General features: G+C 72.2%; 15 protein-coding genes and 1 pseudogene. 14 read left to right on the top strand and 2 right to left on the bottom strand.

What is annotated here, in order from left to right; translation table 11 throughout:
- Positions 1 to 15: 15 nt before the first annotated feature.
- The 3 genes from ABIE67_RS21195 to ABIE67_RS21185 all read left to right on the top strand — a co-directional run bounded on the left by ABIE67_RS21195 (position 16) and on the right by ABIE67_RS21185 (position 5,724).
- Positions 16 to 2,979: an FAD-binding and (Fe-S)-binding domain-containing protein gene (locus ABIE67_RS21195; RefSeq protein WP_370259717.1), complete on the top strand. Its 2,964-nt coding sequence runs from the start codon at positions 16 to 18 to the stop codon at positions 2,977 to 2,979.
- A 314-nt stretch (positions 2,980 to 3,293) separates the two neighbouring features.
- Complete coding sequence (locus tag ABIE67_RS21190; RefSeq protein WP_370259713.1) at positions 3,294 to 4,427, top strand: lipid II:glycine glycyltransferase FemX; 1,134 nt, start codon at positions 3,294 to 3,296, stop codon at positions 4,425 to 4,427.
- A gap of 349 nt (positions 4,428 to 4,776) precedes the next feature.
- Positions 4,777 to 5,724: a DMT family transporter gene (locus ABIE67_RS21185; protein ID WP_370259709.1), complete on the top strand. Its 948-nt coding sequence runs from the start codon at positions 4,777 to 4,779 to the stop codon at positions 5,722 to 5,724.
- Positions 5,725 to 6,003: 279 nt separating this feature from the next.
- Here the strand turns inward: ABIE67_RS21185 and ABIE67_RS21180 are convergent, their stop codons facing one another.
- Positions 6,004 to 6,951: a hypothetical protein gene (locus ABIE67_RS21180; RefSeq protein ID WP_370259704.1), complete on the bottom strand. Its 948-nt coding sequence runs from the start codon at positions 6,949 to 6,951 to the stop codon at positions 6,004 to 6,006.
- A 196-nt stretch (positions 6,952 to 7,147) separates the two neighbouring features.
- Here ABIE67_RS21180 and ABIE67_RS21175 point away from each other — a divergent pair, with 196 nt between their 5' ends.
- From ABIE67_RS21175 to ABIE67_RS21135, 9 genes and pseudogenes are all read left to right on the top strand, one after another.
- Positions 7,148 to 7,942 (top strand): TIGR03084 family metal-binding protein, encoded by a 795-nt coding sequence (locus ABIE67_RS21175; RefSeq protein ID WP_370259701.1) that lies wholly within the window; start codon positions 7,148 to 7,150, stop codon positions 7,940 to 7,942.
- Positions 7,939 to 9,642, top strand: a complete 1,704-nt coding sequence (locus ABIE67_RS21170) for an acyclic terpene utilization AtuA family protein (RefSeq protein WP_370259697.1) — start codon at positions 7,939 to 7,941, stop codon at positions 9,640 to 9,642. The genes ABIE67_RS21175 and ABIE67_RS21170 overlap by 4 nt, the downstream gene beginning before the upstream one ends.
- Positions 9,639 to 11,237, top strand: coding sequence for an acyl-CoA carboxylase subunit beta (locus ABIE67_RS21165; protein WP_370259694.1), 1,599 nt, complete (start codon positions 9,639 to 9,641; stop codon positions 11,235 to 11,237). The genes ABIE67_RS21170 and ABIE67_RS21165 overlap by 4 nt, the downstream gene beginning before the upstream one ends.
- Positions 11,238 to 11,247: 10 nt before the next feature.
- Entirely contained in the window at positions 11,248 to 13,089 is a 1,842-nt protein-coding gene (locus tag ABIE67_RS21160; RefSeq protein ID WP_370259691.1) for a biotin carboxylase N-terminal domain-containing protein, read from the top strand.
- 81 nt (positions 13,090 to 13,170) lie between these two features.
- The gene (locus ABIE67_RS21155) at positions 13,171 to 14,310 is read left to right on the top strand and encodes an acyl-CoA dehydrogenase family protein (RefSeq protein WP_370259687.1); all 1,140 of its coding nucleotides are present in this window, start codon (positions 13,171 to 13,173) and stop codon (positions 14,308 to 14,310) included.
- A gap of 37 nt (positions 14,311 to 14,347) precedes the next feature.
- Positions 14,348 to 14,593 (top strand): annotated as a pseudogene (locus tag ABIE67_RS21150) (AMP-binding protein); the annotation flags it as partial.
- Positions 14,594 to 14,823: 230 nt separating this feature from the next.
- Positions 14,824 to 15,558 (top strand): enoyl-CoA hydratase family protein, encoded by a 735-nt coding sequence (locus ABIE67_RS21145; protein WP_370259684.1) that lies wholly within the window; start codon positions 14,824 to 14,826, stop codon positions 15,556 to 15,558.
- Positions 15,546 to 16,169 (top strand): TetR/AcrR family transcriptional regulator, encoded by a 624-nt coding sequence (locus ABIE67_RS21140; RefSeq protein ID WP_370259682.1) that lies wholly within the window; start codon positions 15,546 to 15,548, stop codon positions 16,167 to 16,169. The genes ABIE67_RS21145 and ABIE67_RS21140 overlap by 13 nt, the downstream gene beginning before the upstream one ends.
- Positions 16,170 to 16,203: 34 nt before the next feature.
- A complete protein-coding gene (locus tag ABIE67_RS21135) occupies positions 16,204 to 16,785 on the top strand; it encodes a hypothetical protein (protein WP_370259679.1) in 582 nt (193 codons plus the stop codon).
- 12 nt (positions 16,786 to 16,797) lie between these two features.
- Here the strand turns inward: ABIE67_RS21135 and pdxH are convergent, their stop codons facing one another.
- Entirely contained in the window at positions 16,798 to 17,466 is a 669-nt protein-coding gene (gene pdxH, locus ABIE67_RS21130; RefSeq protein WP_370259676.1) for a pyridoxamine 5'-phosphate oxidase, read from the bottom strand.
- A gap of 323 nt (positions 17,467 to 17,789) precedes the next feature.
- On the opposite strand from pdxH, the gene ABIE67_RS21125 reads away from it, so the two are divergent.
- Together ABIE67_RS21125 and ABIE67_RS21120 are read left to right on the top strand one after the other, a co-directional pair.
- Positions 17,790 to 18,890, top strand: a complete 1,101-nt coding sequence (locus ABIE67_RS21125) for a citrate synthase 2 (RefSeq protein WP_370259674.1) — start codon at positions 17,790 to 17,792, stop codon at positions 18,888 to 18,890.
- Between the two features lie 277 nt (positions 18,891 to 19,167).
- Positions 19,168 to 20,568 (top strand): protein kinase, encoded by a 1,401-nt coding sequence (locus ABIE67_RS21120; RefSeq protein WP_370268783.1) that lies wholly within the window; start codon positions 19,168 to 19,170, stop codon positions 20,566 to 20,568.
- The last annotated feature ends 285 nt before the right edge of the window (positions 20,569 to 20,853 follow it).

Genomic DNA, 20,853 nt, shown 5'->3' with positions numbered 1-20,853 from the left:
TGGTTTGCTGGAGGCATGAGGGATCTAGAAGCTGCGCTGCGTACCGTCGTCCGGGGCGAGGTCGGGTTCGACGTCACCTCCCGGGCGTTGACGACCATGGACGCGTCCAACTACCGACGCGTCCCGTTGGGAGTGGTGGCGCCACATGACGCCGACGACATCGCAGCCGTACTGGAGGTGTGCCGCGACCACATGGTGCCGGTCGTGGCGCGTGGCGGAGGCACATCCATCGCCGGTCAGGCCACCGGCACCGGCATCGTGCTGGACTTCACCCGCCACATGAACCGGATCGTGTCCCTGGACCCGGAGACCCGCACCGCCGTCGTCCAGCCCGGCGTCGTCCTCGACCGCCTCCAGGACGCCGCCGCCCCGCACGGGCTCCGCTTCGGCCCCGACCCCTCCACCCACAGCCGCTGCACGCTCGGCGGAATGATCGGCAACAACTCGTGCGGCTCGCACTCGGTGGCGTGGGGCACGACCGCGGACAGCGTGCGGGAGCTGGACGTGATCACCGCGCGGGGGCGGCGGCTGCGGCTCGGGCAGGGGTGGGCCGGGGCGCCGGAAGGGCTGCGGGAGCTGGTGGAAGGGGACCTGGCCCGGCTGCGGACCGGCTTCCCCGAACTGCCCCGCTGTATCTCCGGATACGCGCTCGACGCCCTGCTGCCCGAGAAGGGCGCCGATGTCGCCCGTTCCTTCTGCGGGAGCGAGGGCACCCTCGGGATCCTCACCGAGGCGGTCGTACGGCTGGTTGAGGCGCCACGCGCGCGTGCGCTGGCCGTGCTGGCGTACGCCGACGAGAGCGCGGCGGCGGAGGCGGCCGCGGGGCTGCTGCCGTACGGGCCGCTGACGGTGGAGGGCATGGCGGCCGACCTGGTGCCCTCGCCGACCGCGCTGCCGGCGGGCGGCGCCTGGCTGTTCGTCGAGACGGGCGGGGAGTCCGAGGGGGAGGCACGCGCGCGTGCGGAGGCGATCGTGCGGGCCGCCGATGTCGTCGACGCCCTGGTCGTCACCGACCCGGCCGGGCAGCGGGCTCTGTGGCGCATCAGGGAGGACGCGAGCGGTACGGCGACCCGGATGCCCGACGGGAGTGAGGCCTGGCCCGGTTGGGAGGACTGCGCCGTGCCGCCGGCGCGGCTCGGGGCGTATCTGCGGGACTTCCGCAAGCTGCTGACCGCCCACGGGCTGCGCGGGACGCCGTACGGGCACTTCGGCGACGGCTGTATCCACGTCCGTATCGACTTCGACCTGCTGACGGAGGCCGGCATCGGCCGCTTCCGGCGCTTCTCGGAGGAGCTCGCCGAAGTCGTCGTGGCGCACGGGGGCTCACTGTCCGGGGAGCACGGGGACGGGCAGGCACGGGCCGAGCTGCTGCCGAGGATGTACGGGGAGGAGATGGTCGGTCTCTTCGAGCGGGCCAAGGGTGTGTGGGACCCCGACGACCTGCTCAACCCGGGGATGCTGGTGCGCCCGGCCCCGCTCGACTCGAACCTCCGTTTCTCCGTCCTGCCCCGCGAGCCGGTGGACGTGGCCTTCGGCTACCCGGCCGACGGCGGGGACTTCTCGGCGGCCGTACGGCGCTGCGTCGGGGTCGCCAAGTGCCGTACGACGTCGGCGACCGGCTCCGCCGTGATGTGCCCGTCCTTCCGGGCCACCGGCGACGAGGAACACTCCACGCGCGGGCGTGCCCGGCTGCTGCACGAGATGCTCGCCGGGGAACTGGTGACCGACGGGTGGCGCTCGACCGAGGTGCGGGACGCGCTGGACCTGTGCCTGGCCTGCAAGGGGTGCCGGTCCGACTGTCCGGTCGAGGTCGACATGGCCACGTACAAGGCGGAGTTCCTGCACCACCACTACGAGGGCCGACGGCGCCCGGCCGCACACCACAGCATGGGGCGGCTGCCGGAGTGGCTGCGCCTGGTGGCACGCACGCGTACCGCGTCCTTGGCCAACGCCCTGGCCGCCGTACCGCCGTTGGCGTGGGCGGCGAAACGGCTCGGCGGGATCGCGCCGGAGCGGGAGATTCCGCGGCTGGCGACGCGGACGTTCAGCCGGTGGTGGGAGCGGCGGCGCGGGAAGGCGGTCGAGGGTCGGCGTGCCGGCGGTGAGCTGGTCATTCTGTGGCCGGACACGTTCACCGAGCATCTCTCGCCGTCCGTGGGGCAGGCGGCCGTACGCGTGCTGGAGGCGGCGGGGCTGCGGGTGGCGCTGCCGCCGACGGTGCGCATGAAGACGCCGTCGGGCGATGAGGGAGTGAAGGGGGGAGTGGGTGCGGGAGTGGCGGTGGCCATGGACCCGGTCTCGCTGCTCCGGGGCCGGGGGCGGGTCTGCTGCGGGCTGACGTACGTCTCCACGGGGCAGCTCGACCGTGCCCGCGCGGTGCTGCGGCGGACGCTCGACCTCATGGCCCCGGTGCTGGAGACGGCGGCCCCGGTCGTGGTCCTGGAGCCCAGCTGCGCGGCGGCCCTCCGCTCGGACCTTCCGGAACTGCTGCACGACGATCCACGGGCCCGCCGCCTGGCCGACCGGGTCCTGACCTTCGCGGAGACGCTGGAGCGGCTCGCCCCCGACTGGACGCCGCCACGCGTGGACCGGCCGGCCGCCGGGCAGACCCACTGCCACCAGCACGCGGTCCTGGGTGACGCGGCCGACCGCCGGCTGCGCGCGGCCGCGGGACTGAGCGGGGAGCTGAGCGGGGGCTGCTGCGGTCTCGCGGGCAACTTCGGGTTCGAGAAGGGGCACTTCGAGGTGTCGGTGGCGTGTGCGGAGGAGCAGGTGCTGCCGGCGGTACGGGCGGCGGGGGAGGGGGCCGTGGTGCTGGCGGACGGGTTCTCCTGCCGGACGCAGCTGGAGCAACTGGCGGGGGTGCGGGGGCGGCATCTGGCGGAGGTGCTGGCGGAGGGGCTGGAGGGGCTGGCGGACGGGCTGGAGGGGCCGCGGGGCAGTGCCGGTCGCGGTGGCGATGCGGTGGGCGACAGGTGAAGGGTTCTGTCTCGCATTGCCTGCTGATCAGTCGTGTTCTACGTAATTGATCAGTAAAGTACTTCACGATCCCGTACGAGGAGGGTGGCTCGTTCCGTCCGACGCTCGACCTCAGGCCCGAGATCGCCGACGGGGTCGTGTGCGATGGGAACGTGCGCTGCGCGATCGTCACCCGGGCCGACTTCACGGCCACCGGAGTGAGGCTCTACGACCAGTACATCTCGGTCCACTTCGCCCGGGGGGCGGCTTCGTAGGCTGGTCCGACCCGGCCGACCAGCCTCCGGCCGGCCAGCCATCCGCGAGGAGTCCCGCCCGTGACCCGACCGCCCCTGCGCATCCAGCCCCTCACCCGCGACCAGCACCTCGCCTTCGTCGCGGCCCGCCCCTCCGCCAGTCACACACAGCTCCCCTCCTGGGGCGAGGTGAAGCCGGACTGGACGGCGGAGAGCCTGGGCTGGTTCGACGAGGAGGGGCGGCCGGCGGGGGCGGGGCTCGTGCTCTACCGCCCGCTGCCGAAGCTGAAGAAATACCTGGCGTATCTGCCGGAGGGGCCGCTGATCGACTGGCACGCGCCCGACCTCGCCGAGCGCTGGCTCGCACCGATGCTCGCGTATCTCAAGGCCAAGGGCGCCTTCTCGGTCAAGATGGGCCCGCCCGTCGTCGTTCGCCGCTGGAGCAGTGAGGCGGTGAAGGACGCCATCGCCGACCCGGCCGCCCGCCGGCTGCGCGACGCGGAGCCGACGTCCTGCGATCAGCGCGCCCTCGATGTCGGCGAACGGCTGCGGCGGAGCGGCTGGCGGCAGACCGAGCCGGGCAGCGAGGAGGGCTTCGCCGCCGGGCAGCCGCGCTACGTCTGTCAGGTGCCGTTCGCCGGACGGTCGCTGGACGACATCCAGCGCGGCCTCAACCAGCAGTGGCGGCGCAACATCAAGAAGGCCGAGAAGGCCGGCGTGAAGGTCGTGCGGGGCGGACACGAGGATCTGCCCGCCTTCTACGACCTCTACGCCGAGACGGCCGAGCGCGACCGGTTCATCCCGCGCCCCCTGCCCTACTTCCAGCGCATGTGGACCGCGCTCACCGCCGAACACCCCGACCGTATGCGGCTCTACCTCGCCCAGCACGACGGCGACACCCTCGCCGCCGCCACCATGATCACCGTCGGCGACCACGTCTGGTACTCCTACGGCGCCTCCACCAGCCGCAAGCGCGAGGTCCAGCCCAACAACGCCATGCAGTGGCGCATGATGGCCGACGCCCATGAACTCGGCGCCGCCGTCTACGACTTCCGCGGCATCACCGACACGCTGGAGGAGTCCAACCATCTGCTGGGCCTGCTGCGGTTCAAGGTGGGCGCCGGCGGTGAGGCCGTCGAGTACCTGGGGGAGTGGGACTTCCCGCTCAACCGGCTGCTGCACAAGGCGCTGGATCTGTACATGGCGCGGCGGTAGGTCGGCGGGTTCGGTCCGGACGGGCAGAGCGCTCGGACCGGCCCGGCCTGCCGGACTCCGGACCCGCCCGGCCTGCCGGACTCCGGACCGGCCCGGTCTGCCGGACTCCGGACCTGCCCGGTCTGCCGGACTCCGGACCTGCCCGGTCTGCCGGACTCCGGACCTGCCCGGTCTGCCGGACTCCGGACCCGCCCGGTCTGCCAGAGCCCGGACCGCCGGTCCACACTCTGGGACAGTGGCGTAATGGGTTCACACGCCTGACTCGGTCTACTAACCTGGACTAGGCAGTACAGCATGATGAACGCATGGAAGCCGCCCCGCCCGCCCCGAGCCGAGCCCTGGAACGCCCGTGAGCACCCCCGACGCCGCCGCCACGCCCGTACCGACCCGCGCCCGGGCCCTCCCCGAGCCGGCGGCCGGTGCCCCGCGCCGCTGGGGCTCCCTCGGCCCCGTGGGCCTGGTGCTCGCCGGAGGGGTCTCGGTGCAGTTCGGCGGCGCCCTGGCGGTGAGCCTGATGCCGCGGGCGGGTGCGCTCGGCGTGGTGGCGCTGCGGCTGGTCGTGGCGGCGGTCGTCCTGCTCCTGATCTGCCGACCCCGGCTGCGCGGCCACTCCCGCACCGACTGGGGCACGGTGATCGTCTTCGGCATCACCATGGCCGGGATGAACGGCCTCTTCTACCAGTCGGTCGCCCGCATCCCGCTGGGCCCCGCGGTCACGCTGGAGGTGCTGGGCCCGCTCGCCCTCTCCGTCCTGTCGTCCCGTCGCGCGGTCAACTTCATCTGGGCCGGACTCGCCCTCGCCGGTGTCTTCCTGCTCGGCGGCGGAGGCTTCGAAAGCCTCGACCCCATAGGTGTCGCCTTCGCCCTGGGTGCCGGCGCCATGTGGGCGGCCTACATAATCTTCAGCGCCCGCACGGGCCGACGCTTCCCCCAGGCCGACGGGCTGGCGCTCGCCATGGCGGTGGGCGCCGTACTGTTCCTCCCCCTGGGGATCGCCGAAGCGGGCTCGAAGCTCCTCGACCCGGTGACCCTCGGACTGGGCGCGGCCGTGGCCATCCTCTCCTCGGTCCTCCCCTACACCCTCGAACTCCTCGCCCTGCGCCGCCTGCCCGCCGCGACCTTCGCCATCCTGATGAGCCTCGAACCGGCCGTCGCCGCGACCGCCGGCTTCCTCATCCTCGACCAGGCCCTCTCCGCCCTCCAGGCCCTGGCGATCGCCCTGGTCATCGCGGCGAGCATGGGGGCGGTGCGGACGCAGGTGGGCCGGGGGAAGGCGAAGGCCCTCGCCGAGGGCTAGGACAGGCCCCGGGCGGGCGCGCGGCCCGGCGGATCGCGGCCGGGCCGTGTCCGCGAAGTCCCGCCCGCCCCGCGAGGCCTGGCACGTTTCCCCACTGCTTCCAGGGCGTGGCACGTTCCCCCACTGCCTCAAGGGTGCGGGAGGCCCTCCCCACTCGCCGCACCGAGCGAGAGCCCGAGTACGTCCCGTACGAGCGCTTCCGCCCGGCACGCCGAGAGCACGCGCCGTGTGCCCCAGGGCCCGCCCTCCGGGCGGACGACGGGACTTTGCGGACACGACCTAGCGCATCAGCAGCCCCTGCACGGCGAGGCCGTGATGGACGCGCAGCCGGTGCAGCTCCCACAGGCCCACCGCGGTCACCGAGACGGGGGCGCCCAGCATGAACACGATCCGGACCGGCAGCGGCACGCCCTCGTAGGGGTTCGTGAAGAGGTCGATCAGTGCCATCTCCCACACCAGCGTCATGGCCAGCAGCGGCGGCATCGTCTCGTGGATGTCGGCGGTGCGGAACACATGGAGGAGGGCCAGGCCGATGCCCCAGAAGATGAAGGGCAGCACCCACACGAAGGTCAGCGCGATACCGGTGTAGGTGAGCACGGACATCACCGGGTTGGTGGCGAAACGGCCGTCCATGAAGCCCGTGAGAATGGTGAGGGGGAACACGAACACCGCGGCCACCAGGGCCACCATGGCGCCGAAGCACTTGGCCGCGCGGCGCAGCAACTCCCGCCGGGCCGCGGGGGAGGCCAGGGCGAGCAGGATCCCCACGGCGACCGGGAAGGTCACGCACAGCACCAGGACGCTGATCCAGGACTGGTTGAAACGGTCACTGGCGGCGTCCTGCACGGATTCGGCGATCTTGTATGTGGCCGACAGCCACACCATCGCGCCCAGCCCCACCATCGTGCGGATCTTCTGCATGCGGACCACCGCGAGGTCCTCGACGATGCCCGGCCTGGACGGCTTGAAGACCCTGCGCGCGGTGTGGATGGGGCCGATCCGCCGCCACAGCCGCGTGAAGAGCCCGGGCGGCGCGGGCACCGGCGGGACGGGGTACGGCGGGTGAGGGTACGGCGAGTTGGGGTTCGGCGCGTAAGGGTGCGGGACGTGGGGCGGCAGGCCTCCGGCCGGCGGGGCGGGCTGGGGTGGGTACGGTCCCGGAGGCGGCGGGAACTGCTGCCGGTGTGGGTCGTAGGGCGGCTGCCCGCCCGGGTTCCAGTTGCTCATCCCCGTGTGTCCCCCGATGTGTGATGCGATGCGTCGCCGATGCGACAGGCACGGCGGCCGAGTGTATTGATCGCACGCCACGCCCACACCCACAACCTTCCCTTCGTGAACACTCCCCAATTAATGCAAGCGTGCTTGCTTGTTTTCCTTCGCGCTGCCATGCTCCTCACCACGCCGTGCCAGAGGGGAGCGCATCGTGTCCGATCCGACGCCCGTCTTCGACGATCTGCGCGAGGAGAGCGAGGAACTCGACCGGCTCGTCGCCGAGTTGAGCGCCGACCAGTGGGCGCTCGCGACTCCGGCACCCGGCTGGAGCCTCGCCCACCAGATCGCGCACCTCGCCTGGACGGACCGCTCGGCACTGCTGGCGGTGACCGACATGGAGGCGTTCCACACACTGGTGGAGAAGGCGCTGGTGACGCCGGGGTCCTTCGTCGACGAAGAAGCGGAGGAGGGGGCCGCGCTCCCGCCCGCCGAGCTGCTGGCGCGATGGCGGGAAGGCCGGGCCGCCCTCGACAAGGCGCTGCGCGAAGCGCCCCACGGAGTCCGCTTCCCTTGGTACGGCCCTCCCATGTCCGCCGCCTCCATGGCCACGGCCCGACTTATGGAGACCTGGGCCCACGGTCTGGACGTCGCCGACGCACTGGGTGTGGTGCGCACACCCACCGACCGGCTCAGGCATGTGGTGTGGATCGGGGTGCGGACCCGCGACTTCGCCTTCGGCGTGCACGGACTCCCGGTGCCGCTCGACGCCTTCCGCGTCGAACTCGTCTCCCCCTCCGGTGAGGTGTGGGCATACGGTCCCGAGGACGCCCCGCAGCGTGTCACCGGCCCCGCCCTCGACTTCTGCCTCCTGGTCACCCAGCGCGCCCACCGCTCCGACCTCGCCCTGCGCGCCGAAGGCCCCGACGCCGACCGCTGGTTCGACATCGCCCAGGTCTTCGCGGGGCCGCCCGGTGAGGGGCGCGCGCCCAAGGGGACCGCGCAGTGACGGCCGCTCCCCGTCCGCTGCGGATAGGCAACGCCTCCGGCTTCTACGGCGACCGCTTCGACGCCATGCGCGAGATGCTCACCGGCGGCGAACTGGACGTCCTCACCGGCGACTACCTCGCCGAGCTGACCATGCTGATCCTCGGCCGGGACCGGCTGAAGGACCCCGGCGCCGGATACGCCCGCACCTTCCTGCGCCAGTTGGAGGAGTGCCTCGGGCTCGCGCACGAGCGGGGGGTCAGGATCGTCGCCAACGCGGGCGGGCTCAATCCGGCCGGACTCGCCGACGCCGTACGGAAGCTCGCGGACCGGCTCGGCATCCCCGCGCGCGTCGCCCATGTGGAGGGCGACGACCTCAAGGACCGGTATCCCGACAGCCTCGCCGCCCACGCCTACCTCGGCGGCTTCGGGATCGCGGCCTGTCTGCGCGAGGGCGCCGACGTGGTGGTGACCGGGCGGGTGACCGACGCGGCCCTGGTGACGGGGCCTGCCGCCGCCCACTTCGGCTGGGGGCCCCGCGATCACGACCGGCTCGCCGGCGCCGTCGTCGCCGGACATGTGCTGGAGTGCGGGGCCCAGGCGACCGGCGGCAACTACGCCTTCTTCCACGAGGAGGGACACGACCTCGGGGAACTCCGGCGCCCCGGCTTCCCCCTCGCCGAGCTCCACGACGACGGCACCTGCGTCATCACCAAGCACCCCGGCACCGGCGGCTTCGTCGACGTCGGCACCGTGACCGCCCAGCTGCTGTACGAGACGGCGGGTGCCCGGTATCCGGGGCCGGACGTCACCGCCCGTCTGGACACCGTACGGCTCACCCAGGACGGCCCCGACCGGGTACGGATCGACGGCGTACGGGGCGAGGCTCCGCCCCCGGCCCTGAAGGTCGGCGTGAACCGCCTCGGTGGCTTCCGCAACGAGGTCGCCTTCGTGCTCACCGGCCTCGACATCGAGGCCAAGGCCGCCCTCGTGCGCGAGCAGCTGACGGACGCCCTCGCCAAGTCGCCGCCCGCCGACCTCCGCTGGGACCTCGTGCGCACCGACCGGCCCGACGCCCCGACCGAGGAGATGGCGAGCGCGCTGCTGCGGCTCGTCGTACGCGACGCGGACCAGGCGGTCGTCGGACGGGCGCTGAGCGGGGCCGCCGTGGAGCTGGCCCTCGCCAGCTACCCCGGCTTCCATGTGCTCGCGCCACCCGGAAAGGGCGCGCCCTATGGGGTCTTCGAGGATGTGTACGTCCCCCATGGTGCCGTCGACCATGTGGCCGTCCTCCATGACGGACGCCGGGTGCCTGTGCCGCCGGCCCACGACACCGTCGTACTCGACGAAGTCCCCGAGGTGCCCGAGCCGCAGCCACTGCCGCCCGGCCCCACCAAGCGCGCCCCCCTCGGCCGCGTCGCCGGCGCCCGCAGCGGGGACAAGGGAGGGAACGCCAACGTCGGTGTCTGGGTGCGGACGGACGAGGCATGGCGGTGGCTCGCGCACGCCCTGACGGTCGACCGTTTCCGCGAGCTCCTGCCGGAGACCGCCGACCTGACCGTGGTGCGCCATCTCCTGCCCGACCTCCGGGCCCTCAACTTCGTCGTCGAAGGCATCCTCGGCGAGGGCGTCGCCGCCCAGCACCGCTTCGACCCGCAGGCCAAGGCCCTCGGCGAATGGCTGCGCAGCCGCCACATCGACATCCCGGAGAGTCTCCTGTGACCGTCCTCGCCTCTTCCCTGGACCCGAAGAGCCCCGAACACACGGCCAACCGCGAGGCCATGCTCGCCAAGCTCGCCGACCTCGACGCCGAGTACGCCAAGGCCCTCGCGGGCGGCGGGGAGAAGTACGTCGAACGGCACCGCAAGCGCGGCAAGCTGCCCGCCCGGGAGCGCGTCGAGCTGCTCCTCGATCCCGACACGCCGTTCCTGGAGCTGTCGCCGCTGGCCGCCTGGGGCAGCGACTACACGGTCGGCGCGTCCCTCGTCACCGGTATCGGGGTCGTCGCGGGCGTGGAGTGCCTGATCACCGCCAACGACCCGACCGTGCGCGGGGGAGCGAGCAACCCCTGGTCGCTGAAGAAGGCCCTGCGCGCGAACGACATAGCCCTCGCCAACCGGCTGCCCGTCATCAACCTCGTCGAGTCGGGCGGCGCCGACCTGCCGTCCCAGAAGGAGATCTTCATCCCCGGGGGCGCGATCTTCCGGGACCTGACACGGCTGTCGGCGGCCGGGATCCCCACCGTCGCGGTCGTCTTCGGCAACTCGACGGCCGGCGGCGCCTACGTGCCCGGCATGTCCGACCACGTGATCATGGTCAAGGAGCGCGCCAAGGTGTTCCTCGGCGGCCCGCCCCTGGTGAAGATGGCGACCGGCGAGGAGAGCGACGACGAGTCGCTGGGCGGCGCGGAGATGCACGCGCGCGTGTCGGGCCTCGCCGACTACTTCGCCGTCGACGAACCGGATGCGCTGCGGCAGGCACGGCGGGTCGTCGCCCGCCTCAACCACCGCAAGGCGTACGGCGATCCGGGCCCGGCCGAGGCCCCCAAGTACGACGCGGACGAACTGCTCGGGATCGTGCCCGGCGATCTGCGCACCCCCTTCGACCCCCGCGAGGTCATCGCCCGCATCGTCGACGCCTCCGACTTCGACGAGTTCAAGCCGATGTACGGCACGAGCCTGACCACCGGCTGGGCGGCCCTCCACGGCTATCCCATCGGCGTCCTGGCGAACGCCCAGGGCGTCCTGTTCAGCGAGGAGTCGCAGAAGGCCGCCCAGTTCATCCAGCTCGCCAACCAGCGCGACATCCCGCTGCTCTTCCTGCACAACACCACCGGCTACATGGTCGGCAGCCAGTACGAGCAGGGCGGCATCATCAAGCACGGCGCGATGATGATCAACGCGGTCAGCAACAGCCGCGTGCCCCATCTCTCCGTCCTCATGGGGGCGTCCTACGGCGCCGGCCACTACGGCATGTGCGGCCGCGCCTACGACCCCCGCTTCCTCTTCGCCTGGCCCGGCGCCAAGTCGGCCGTCATGGGCCCCCAGCAACTCGCCGGGGTGCTCTCGATCGTGGCCCGGCAGTCGGCCGCCGCGAAGGGACAGCCGTACGACGAGGAGGGGGACGCGGCCCTGCGCGCCATGGTGGAGCAGCAGATCGAGTCCGAGTCGCTGCCCATGTTCCTGTCGGGGCGGCTGTACGACGACGGGGTCATCGACCCGCGCGACACCCGCACGGTCCTCGGCATGTGTCTGTCCGCCATCCACACCGCGTCGTACGAAGGCGCGCGCGGTGGCTTCGGCGTCTTCAGGATGTGAGGCATCACCAGTGATCACTTCTGTGCTCGTGGCCAACCGGGGCGAGATCGCCTGCCGGATCTTCCGCACCTGCCGTGAGTTGGGAATCCGGACGGTCGCCGTGCATGCGGACGCCGACGAGAACGCCCTCCACGCGCGCGTGGCCGACGCGGCGGTACGGCTGCCGGGGGCGGCCCCCTCCGACACCTATCTGCGCGGCGACCTGATCGTGAAGGCGGCGCTCGCGGCCGGCGCGGACGCGGTGCACCCCGGCTACGGCTTCCTCTCCGAGAACCCCGGCTTCGCCCGCGCGGTCCTCGACGCGGGCCTCACCTGGATCGGGCCGCCCCCGGAGGCGATCGAGGCGATGGCGTCCAAGACACGCGCCAAGGAGCTGCTGGGCATCGAGCCGCTGCGCGCGGTCACCGAGGCTGACCTGCCGGTGCTGGTGAAGGCGGCCGCGGGCGGCGGCGGGCGCGGCATGCGGGTCGTACGGCGGCTCGCGGACCTGGACGCCGCACTCGAGGCCGCGCGCGCCGAGGCCCTCAGCGCCTTCGGTGACGGCGAGGTCTTCGTCGAGCCCTATGTGGAGGACGGCCGCCACGTCGAGGTGCAGATCCTCGCCGACACCCACGGCACGGTGTGGGCGCTCGGCACCCGGGACTGCTCCCTCCAGCGGCGTCACCAGAAGGTCATCGAGGAGGCGCCGGCCCCTGGTCTGACCCCCGAACTGACGGACTCCCTGTACGAGATGGCCGTACGCGCCGCCGTCGCCGTCGACTACGTGGGCGCCGGCACCGTCGAGTTCCTGATCGCCGACGGCAAGGCGCACTTCCTGGAGGTGAACACCCGCCTCCAGGTCGAACACCCGGTGACGGAAGCGGTCTTCGGCATCGACCTGGTCGCCGAACAGCTCCGCGTAGCCGAAGGCCACGCCCTCGCCGAGGAACCGCCACGCGCGCGTGGCCATGCGGTGGAGGCCCGCCTCTACGCCGAGGACCCCGCCCGCGACTGGGCCCCGCAGACCGGCACACTGCACCGCTTCGCCGTACCCGAGGGCGTCCGCCTGGACACCGGCTTCACCGACGGCGACGACATCGGCGTCCACTACGACCCGATGCTCGCCAAGGTCGTCGCCCACGCTCCCACGCGCGCGGAGGCGATCCGCCGACTCGCGGGCGCCCTGGACCGGGCGACGCTCCACGGCCCGCTCACCAACCGGGACCTCCTCGTCCGCTCCCTGCGCCACGCGGAGTTCACGACCGCCCGCATGGACACGGGCTTCTACGACCGCCACCTCACCGCCCTGACCGACCCGGCCCCCGACCCGTACGCCCCCTTGGCCGCCGCCCTCGCCGACGCCCACGGCCGCTCCCGCTTCGGCGGCTGGCGCAACGTGCCGTTCCAGCCACAGGTCAAGCGGTACGTCATGGCGGGCGAGGAGATCGAGGTCCAGTACCGGCACACGCGCGCGGGCCTGGAGGCCGAGGGGGTGCGGGTCGTACACGCCGATGCCGCCCTGGTCGTACTCGAAGTGGACGGCGTACGAGAGAACTTCGAGGTCGCGAGGTACGGCGACGAGATCCACGTGAACGCCACCCGCCTCACCGCCCTGCCCCGCTTCCCGGACCCGGCTGCGCAGCACGCCCCGGGCTCCCTGCTCGCGCCGATGCCGGGGACGGTCGTACGGGTCGCTGAAGGACTGGCCGTAGGAGCGCCTGTGCGGGCCGGAGAGCCCTTGTTGTGGCTTGAGGCGATGAAGATGCAGCACAAGATCTCAGCGCCGGTCACAGGAACGCTGAGCGCCTTGCATGTAGTACCCGGCCAGCAGGTGACGGTCGACTCATTGCTGGCGGTAGTGCAAGAACCCTAGGGGCGCGGGGCTGCATTGATATGCGGTTCCGCCGCGTAAGCGCGACCAGCCACACACAACCCGCAGCCGGAAGGAGCCCCCATGCCCTCCACTCTCGAATCCGAAGAACACAAGGCCCTACGAGCCGCAGTAGCCGCCCTCGGCAAACGCCACGGCCGCACCTACGACCGAGAAGCCCTCTGGTCCGAAGCAGCCAAACTCGGCTACCTCGGCGTCAACCTCCCCGAGGAGTACGGAGGCGGAGGCGGCGGCATAGCCGAACTCTCCATCGTCCTCGAAGAACTGGGCGCCGCAGGCTGCCCCTTGCTGATGATGGTCGTGTCGCCCGCCATCTGCGGCACGGTCATCGCCCGCTTCGGCACCGAAGACCAGAAACGACTCTGGCTCCCCGGCCTCGCCGACGGCACCCGCACCATGGCCTTCGGCATCACCGAGCCGGACGCCGGCTCCAACAGCCACCGCATCACGACCACCGCCCGCCGCGACCCGGACACCGGAGACTGGCTCCTCACGGGCCGCAAGGTCTTCATCTCCGGCGTCGACATAGCCGACGCCACCCTCATAGTCGGCCGCACCGAAGACGCCCGCACCGGCAACCTCAAACCCTGCCTGTTCATCGTCCCGCCCGACGCCGAAGGCTTCACGCGCCGCCGGATCGACATGGAACTCGACGCCGCCGAGAAGCAGTTCGAGCTGACCCTCGACGACGTACGGCTCCCCGCCGACGCCCTCGTCGGCGACGAGGACGCCGGCCTCCTCCAGCTCTTCGCCGGCCTCAACCCCGAACGCGTCATGACGGCCGCCTTCGCGATCGGCATGGGCCGCCACGCCCTCGCCCGCGCCGTCGAGTACGCGCGCGACCGCACCGTCTGGAAGGCCCCCATCGGCGCCCACCAGGCCATCGCGCACCCCCTCGCCCAGGCGCACATCGACCTCGAACTGGCCCGCCTGATGATGCAGAAGGCGGCCCACCTGTACGACGCCGGAGACGACGTCGGCGCGGGCGAGGCCGCCAACATGGCCAAGTACGCGGCCGGGGAGGCCTGCGTGAAGGCCGTCGACCAGGCCGTGCACACCCTCGGCGGCAACGGCCTCACGCGCGAGTTCGGGCTCGCCTCGTTGATAACCGCCGCGCGCGTGTCTCGTATTGCTCCGGTGAGCCGGGAGATGATTCTCAACTACGTCTCCCACCAGACCCTGGGCCTGCCCAAGTCGTACTGACCGGCACCCGCCCGGCACCGTGTCGCGAGGAGGAACCGTGTTCCGCAGCGAGTACGCAGACGTCCCGGCCGTAGAACTCCCCATCCATGAGGCCGTACTGGGCCGGGCCGCCGAGTTCGGGGACACGCCCGCGCTCATCGACGGCACGGACGGCACCACCCTCACCTACGAGCAGCTCGACCGCTTCCACCGGCGTATCGCCGCCGCCCTCGCCGAGGCCGGCGTGCGCAAGGGGGACGTCCTCGCACTGCACAGCCCCAACACTGTGCACGGCGGCACAGCGAGAATCAAGCGGCTGCCGTGGGTACGACGCGGCGCTCCGGCGGTCATCTCCGGAGCGCCGCGTCGTAGGGCGCCCCGAGCCTGTGTCCCCGGCGGCTGTCGAGCAGCGTACGTCGCCGAACGCGTCGCCCCCTACAAACGCGTCCGCCAGGTCACCTTCATCGAGGGCGTCCCACGGGCCGCCTCCGGCAAGATCCTGCGCCGCGAACTGCGGGCACTCAGGGAGGACACATGACGCTGGTCGGCCGTGCACGCGCGCGTGGCGTCGAAACCCTCACCCTCGACTCCCCGCAGAACCGCAACGCGCTCTCGGCGGCCCTCGTGGGCGAGCTGACCGACGCGCTGACGGACTGCGGCAAGGACGCCGGCGTACGCGCGATCGTCCTCACCCACACCGGCAACACGTTCTGCGCGGGCGCCGACCTGCGCGACCCCCCGCCCCCGGACGGCCTGGTGGCGCTGCTCCGGCAGATCGTGGAGCTGCCCAAACCGGTCGTCGCCCGGGTCACCGGGCACGTACGCGCGGGCGGCCTGGGCCTGCTCGCGGCCTGTGACATCTCGGCCGCCTCGGCACAGGCCACCTTCGCCTTCACGGAGGTGCGTATAGGCGTCGCCCCCGCGGTGATCTCCCTCCCGCTCCTGCCCCGCACGGACCCCCGCGCCCTGGCCCGCTACTACCTCACCGGCGAACGCCTCACGGCGCCCGAGGCGGCCCGTATCGGCCTGCTCACGACGGCGGGCGAGGACGTCGACGAGGCGCTGGCCCCCGTCCTGGACGGCCTGCGCCGGGCCTCCCCCCAGGCCCTGGCCGAGACGAAGGCGCTGCTCACGGCTAAGGTGCTGGAAACCTTCGACCGGGACGCGGCCGACCTGACCGCGCTCTCGGCCCGGCTGTTCTCCTCCGCGCAGGCCCGCGAGGGGATGACGGCCTTCCTAGAAAGACGGGATCCGGAATGGGTGGTGTGAGCACAGTCGGCGACCGCGTGGACCGTACCGACCGCGTGCCCAAACAGGACCGCAGCCGCGCCACCCGGCAACGGCTCCTGGAAGCCGCCGTGGCCTGCCTCGCCGAACACGGCTGGGCGGGCTCCACGGTCTCCGTCGTCGCCGAACGCGCCGGCGTCTCCCGAGGCGCCGCCCAGCACCACTTCCCGACCCGCGAGGACCTCTTCACGGCGGCGGTCGAGTACGTCGCCGAGGAACGCTCGACGGCACTGCGCGCCCTCTTCCCGCAGGGCGCGGCGGGCGACCGGCGCGCGGTCGTCTCCGCCCTCGTCGACCTCTACACCGGCCCGCTCTTCCGCGCGGCCCTGCACCTGTGGGTGGCCGCGTCGAACGAGGAGCAGCTACGGCCCCGGGTCACGGAGCTGGAGGCCCGCGTGGGCCGCGAGACCCATCGGATCGCGGTGGACCTGCTCGGCGCCGACGAGTCCCGCCCCGGCGTCCGCGAAACCGTCCAGGGCGTCCTGGACATGGCCCGCGGCCTGGGCCTGGCCAACCTCCTCACCGACGACGCGGGTCGTCGGGAACGGGTGGTGGCGCAGTGGGCGGTGCTGCTGGAGGAGGCGTTGGGCTGAGGGCGTTGTCAGTGGTGGGGGCTACGGTCGTGGCATGGGTGACCACTTCCGGACGATCGTCGACCTCGACGCGAGCCCGCAGCACGCGCCACACCTCGCCGAGCGCGTGGTCGAGTGGCTGGTGGCCGAGGGAATCGTCCTCGCCGAGCGCACGGACTGCGTTCTCGGGCAGCCGCTCGGCCATCCCCCGGGCCCGAACTGGATGCGGGCTGTCGGGCCGGACGACGCCGACCGGGATCCCTCGGACGGCCTCGCCGTGTACACCGGGCGCACTGTCTTCCACGGCGGGCAGGGCGAGCCGGAGGCGGTGTGCTGTCCGCGCTGTGGGGTCACCACCGGGCTGATCACCGACGAGTGGGAGCTGATCGACGCCGCCTGGGTGCCGTTCCGCGACGCCATGGGCGCCTGGTACGAGACGGGCGCGGCCCAGGTCGACTGCCCTGCCTGCGCCGAAGCCGTCCCGCTGTCCGACTGGACCTGGGCCGACGACTACTTCGCCTTCGCCCACCTCGGCTTCGAGTTCTGGAACTGGCCCCCGTTCACCGAGGAGTTCCGCACGCGGATATCCGAGCTTGTGGACGGCCACCGTACGGCGTATGTGTGGGGCAAGCTCTGACGGGGCCGCCGCTCACGGACTGAGCCGCTCCACCCGCCAGCTCCCGTCCTGCTCCGCCACATACCGCAGCCGGTCGTGCAGCCGGTTCTCCCGCCCCTGCCAGAACTCCACCGCCTGCGGCGCCACCCGGAAGCCACCCCAGTGCGGCGGCACCGGCACCTGCTCGCCCTCGGGATAGCGCGCGGCCAGCTCGGCGTACGAGGCGTCGAGGTCGGCGCGGGAGGAGACGACCGAGGACTGGGCGCTGGCCCAGGCGCCGAGCTGGGAGCCGTGCGGGCGGGTGCGGAAGTACGCGGCCGTCTCGTCGCGCCCGGTCCGCCGTGCCACGCCCGTGACGATGACCTGGCGGGCCATCGCGTGCCAGGGGAAGAGCAGGGAGACGTACGGGTTCTCGGCGAGGTCGTGGGCCTTGCGGGAGTCGTAGTTGGTGTAGAAGACGAAGCCCTGCTCGTCGAACTGCTTCAGCAGGACCGTACGGGAGCTGGGCCGGCCCTCGGCGTTCGCGGTGGAGACGATCATCGCGTTCGGCTCGAAGAGGTGGGCCTCCGCCGCGGCCTGCTTGAACCAGCGCGCGAACTGTTCCACCGGAGTGGTGGCGAGGTCGTTCTCGGCGAGGCCCTCGGCCCGGTACTGCTTGCGCATCGCGGCGGGGTCGAGGGGGACGGCGTCTCGGTCGGTCACCCGGTCATCTTGCCGTATGTGGCGGGCGCCGTCCGGGACGGTGTCCTTCGTCACTGGGTGGCACTGAGTGCCGCAAGTCTCCCCCAAGGGTGGCACTCGGGGTTATCGTGCTGTTGCTGTTTCGATTGGATGACCGCCAGTTGTACGGGGCATCACACGGGTACGCCCCGGACCGCGAGTCCGCCGCGGCTCGGAGATCCGGCAAGGCCCGGATTCCGGGTCCGTGACCGTGGAACCACCGGCGTCCGCCCATCTCTGTCGACCGACGTGTGGTCGTTCCACCTACAACCCCATCCGTCGCACACCTCACGAGGAGCCGCCTGATGTCCGACTTCGTACCCGGACTCGAGGGAGTCGTCGCGTTCGAGACGGAGATCGCCGAACCGGATAAGGAGGGCGGCGCACTCCGGTACCGGGGCGTCGACATCGAGGATCTGGTCGGTCATGTCTCGTTCGGCAACGTCTGGGGACTGCTCGTGGACGGCGCCTTCCGGCCCGGTCTGCCGCCCGCCGAGCCCTTCCCGATTCCCGTGCACTCCGGCGACATCCGCGTCGACGTCCAGTCCGCGCTCGCCATGCTGGCCCCCGTATGGGGGCTGAAACCCCTCCTGGACATTGGTGAGGAGCAGGCCCGGGAGGATCTGGCCCGAGCCGCCGTCATGGCCCTCTCCTACGTCGCCCAGTCCGCGCGCGGCCAGGGCCTGCCCATGGTCCCGCAGAGCGAGATCGACAAGGCCCAGTCCGTCGTCGAGCGCTTCATGATCCGCTGGCGCGGCGAGCCCGACCCCAAGCACGTGGCCGCCGTCGACGCCTACTGGACGTCCGCCGCCGAGCACGGCATGAACGCGTCCACCTTCACGGCCCGCGTCATCGCCTCCACCGGCGCCGATGTGGCCGCCGCCCTCTCCGGCGCCGTAGGAGCCATGTCCGGTCCGCTGCACGGCGGTGCCCCCTCCCGTGTCCTGCACATGATCGAGGAGATCGAACGCACCGGTGACGCCGAGGCGTATGTGAAGCAGACCCTCGACAAGGGCGAGCGCCTCATGGGCTTCGGGCACCGCGTCTACCGCGCCGAGGACCCCCGCGCGCGCGTGCTGCGCCGCACCGCCCGCGAGCTGGGCGCCCCCCGCTTCGAGGTCGCCGAGGCGCTGGAGAAGGCGGCCCTGGAGGAGCTGCACAATCGGCGCCCGGACCGCGTCCTGGCCACGAACGTGGAGTTCTGGGCCGCCATCATGCTGGACTTCGCGGAGGTCCCGGCGCACATGTTCACCTCCATGTTCACCTGTGCCCGTACGGCGGGCTGGTCGGCGCACATCCTGGAGCAGAAGCGCACCGGCCGCCTCGTGCGCCCCTCCGCGCGCTACATCGGCCCGGGCCCGCGCGACCCGCGCCAGGTCGAGGGCTACGCCGACATCGCGCACTGATCCCCGAACCCCCTCCGGCGGGCCGGTCATCACGCGGAGCCGTTCAGCTCCGCGTGATGCCGCTCGGCGACCGGAACGCCGTCCGGTGCCGATGCCGTACGGAACGTGACTGATCCACTCCGCCAGTATGCTGGGGCGGCTGCGGCATCCCACCATCACCCGTCCCCACGTGGTGAGTTGCTGCCTGCGGCGATCGAGACGTCACGGCATGAGGGATGGGGATCAGGTGCTGATAGCGGGCCGCTACCGGCTGGCCGAGTCGATCGGGCGCGGGGGGATGGGGGAGGTCTGGCGGGCCTACGACGAGTCGCTCGCCCGGGACGTGGCCGTCAAGCTGCTGCTGCCCCAGGACACCGACCCCACCGCCACGTCCCGGTTCCGGCTGGAGGCGCAGACGGCGGCGCGGATCGACCATCCGAACGTGGTGGGCGTCCGGGATTTCGGCGAGTACGACAACCGGCTCTTCCTGGTGATGGAGCTCGTCCGGGGCGACAGCCTCGCCACGACGCTGGCGCGGTCCGGCGCGCTGCCCGCCGAACGCGTCGCCCGTATCGCCGCCCAGGCCGCCGCGGGACTGGCCGCCGCGCACCGGCAGGGCATCGTCCACCGGGACATCAAGCCCGGCAATCTGCTCCTGGACGCCGACGGCACCCTCAAGATCGGTGACTTCGGGATCGCCCGCTTCCTGGACGACCCCGGCGCCGCGCTGACCGCCACCGGGCAGATCGTCGGCACGAGTCTGTACCTCGCCCCCGAGCGCGCCCTGGGACAGGCCGCCGGCCCGGCGTCCGACGTCTACGCGCTGGGCTGTGTGCTCTACCAGCTCCTCACCGGCCGCCCGCCCTTCCAGGCCGACTCCGCCGTCGCGATCCTGCACCAGCACCTCGACGCCGTCCCCGTGCCGCCCCGCGAACTGGGCGTCCCGGGCCTCCCGCCCGCCTTCGAGAGCTACCTCCTCGGTCTGCTCGCCAAGGAACCCGAGCACCGGCCCGCCGCCCAGCAGGCCGCCGACTGGTTCGCCGACGGCGCCTGGCAGGGACGCCCCGAGCCGCTGCCCGACGCGACGCCGCCGTCCCGGCGGCCGCCGGTCGCGTCGGCGTCCGCGCCCGGGTCCCCGCAGGTGGGTGAGACCAGCAACCCGACCACCTACATGCTGCCCTCCGCCCAGGGCACGGCGTCCGCCGCCGGATCCAGAACCGGAACCGGATCCAGAACAAGATCCGAGACCAGATCCACACCAGGGACCAGATCCAGATCCAGATCCGGTTCGAGATCCAAGCCCGGCTCGCAGTCCCGGTCCCGCGTGGCGGTCAGCGCAGCCGCAGCGGCGCTCTTCATGGCCGCGATGCTCATCGGCATGCTGTGGTTCTCCCCCGAGAACACCGGCGCGGAGGGCACGAAATCCGAGGCACCGCCGAGCCCGTCCGCCTCCACACCGGCAACCGCCTCCGCACCCGCTTCCCCCCTGGATTCCTCCCCGTCCCCGATCGCCACCCCCAGCCCGGCTGCGACGGAGACGAGCGCCGGTCAGGAAGGACAGGACGAGGAGAAGCTGGAGAAGGAGAGCCGGCAGCGCGAGAAGCGGGAGCAGGAGCGGCTGGAGCAGGAGCGGCTGGACCAGCAGCAGCAACCCGCGGTGCAGCAGGACGACGACGAGGGCGACGACGGCGACGACTGAACGGCGACGGCGGCCGAACGCAGACGACCCGCGAGCTCGGGTCCCTCCGCCGGGGCGGAGGAGCCGGCCGGACGTACCGGCGAGCTCGCGGGTCGGGTGACTGCCTGGGATTGGGCCGGCTGCACGCGTCTTTCACGTGCTGGTCCGGCACCGCACTGGGTGGGGTGACGGGCCGCTAGCCCGCAGCCACCTCACGCGTCCGGTATTCATACATCTGCCGAACCACCTCCCTTCTCGTGTGCCCACACAGTAAGAAGCGGGCCGCCGCCCGATCAAGTGCTTTTT

Source organism: Streptomyces sp. V4I8 (assembly GCF_041261225.1).
Lineage (GTDB): Bacteria > Actinomycetota > Actinomycetes > Streptomycetales > Streptomycetaceae > Streptomyces.
This window is presented reverse-complemented; position numbering and strand designations above follow the sequence as displayed.

What these genes read in the sequence shown, in the direction of transcription:
- ABIE67_RS21155 (WP_370259687.1), top strand. Translation starts at nt 13,171, where the DNA reads ATGCCCTCCACTCTCGAATCCGAAGAACACAAGGCCCTACGAGCCGCA.
- ABIE67_RS21180 (WP_370259704.1), bottom strand. Translation starts at nt 6,951, where the DNA reads ATGAGCAACTGGAACCCGGGCGGGCAGCCGCCCTACGACCCACACCGG.
- ABIE67_RS21195 (WP_370259717.1), top strand. Translation starts at nt 16, where the DNA reads ATGAGGGATCTAGAAGCTGCGCTGCGTACCGTCGTCCGGGGCGAGGTC.
- ABIE67_RS21140 (WP_370259682.1), top strand. Translation starts at nt 15,546, where the DNA reads ATGGGTGGTGTGAGCACAGTCGGCGACCGCGTGGACCGTACCGACCGC.
- ABIE67_RS21135 (WP_370259679.1), top strand. Translation starts at nt 16,204, where the DNA reads ATGGGTGACCACTTCCGGACGATCGTCGACCTCGACGCGAGCCCGCAG.
- ABIE67_RS21125 (WP_370259674.1), top strand. Translation starts at nt 17,790, where the DNA reads ATGTCCGACTTCGTACCCGGACTCGAGGGAGTCGTCGCGTTCGAGACG.
- ABIE67_RS21145 (WP_370259684.1), top strand. Translation starts at nt 14,824, where the DNA reads ATGACGCTGGTCGGCCGTGCACGCGCGCGTGGCGTCGAAACCCTCACC.
- ABIE67_RS21120 (WP_370268783.1), top strand. Translation starts at nt 19,168, where the DNA reads ATGGGGGAGGTCTGGCGGGCCTACGACGAGTCGCTCGCCCGGGACGTG.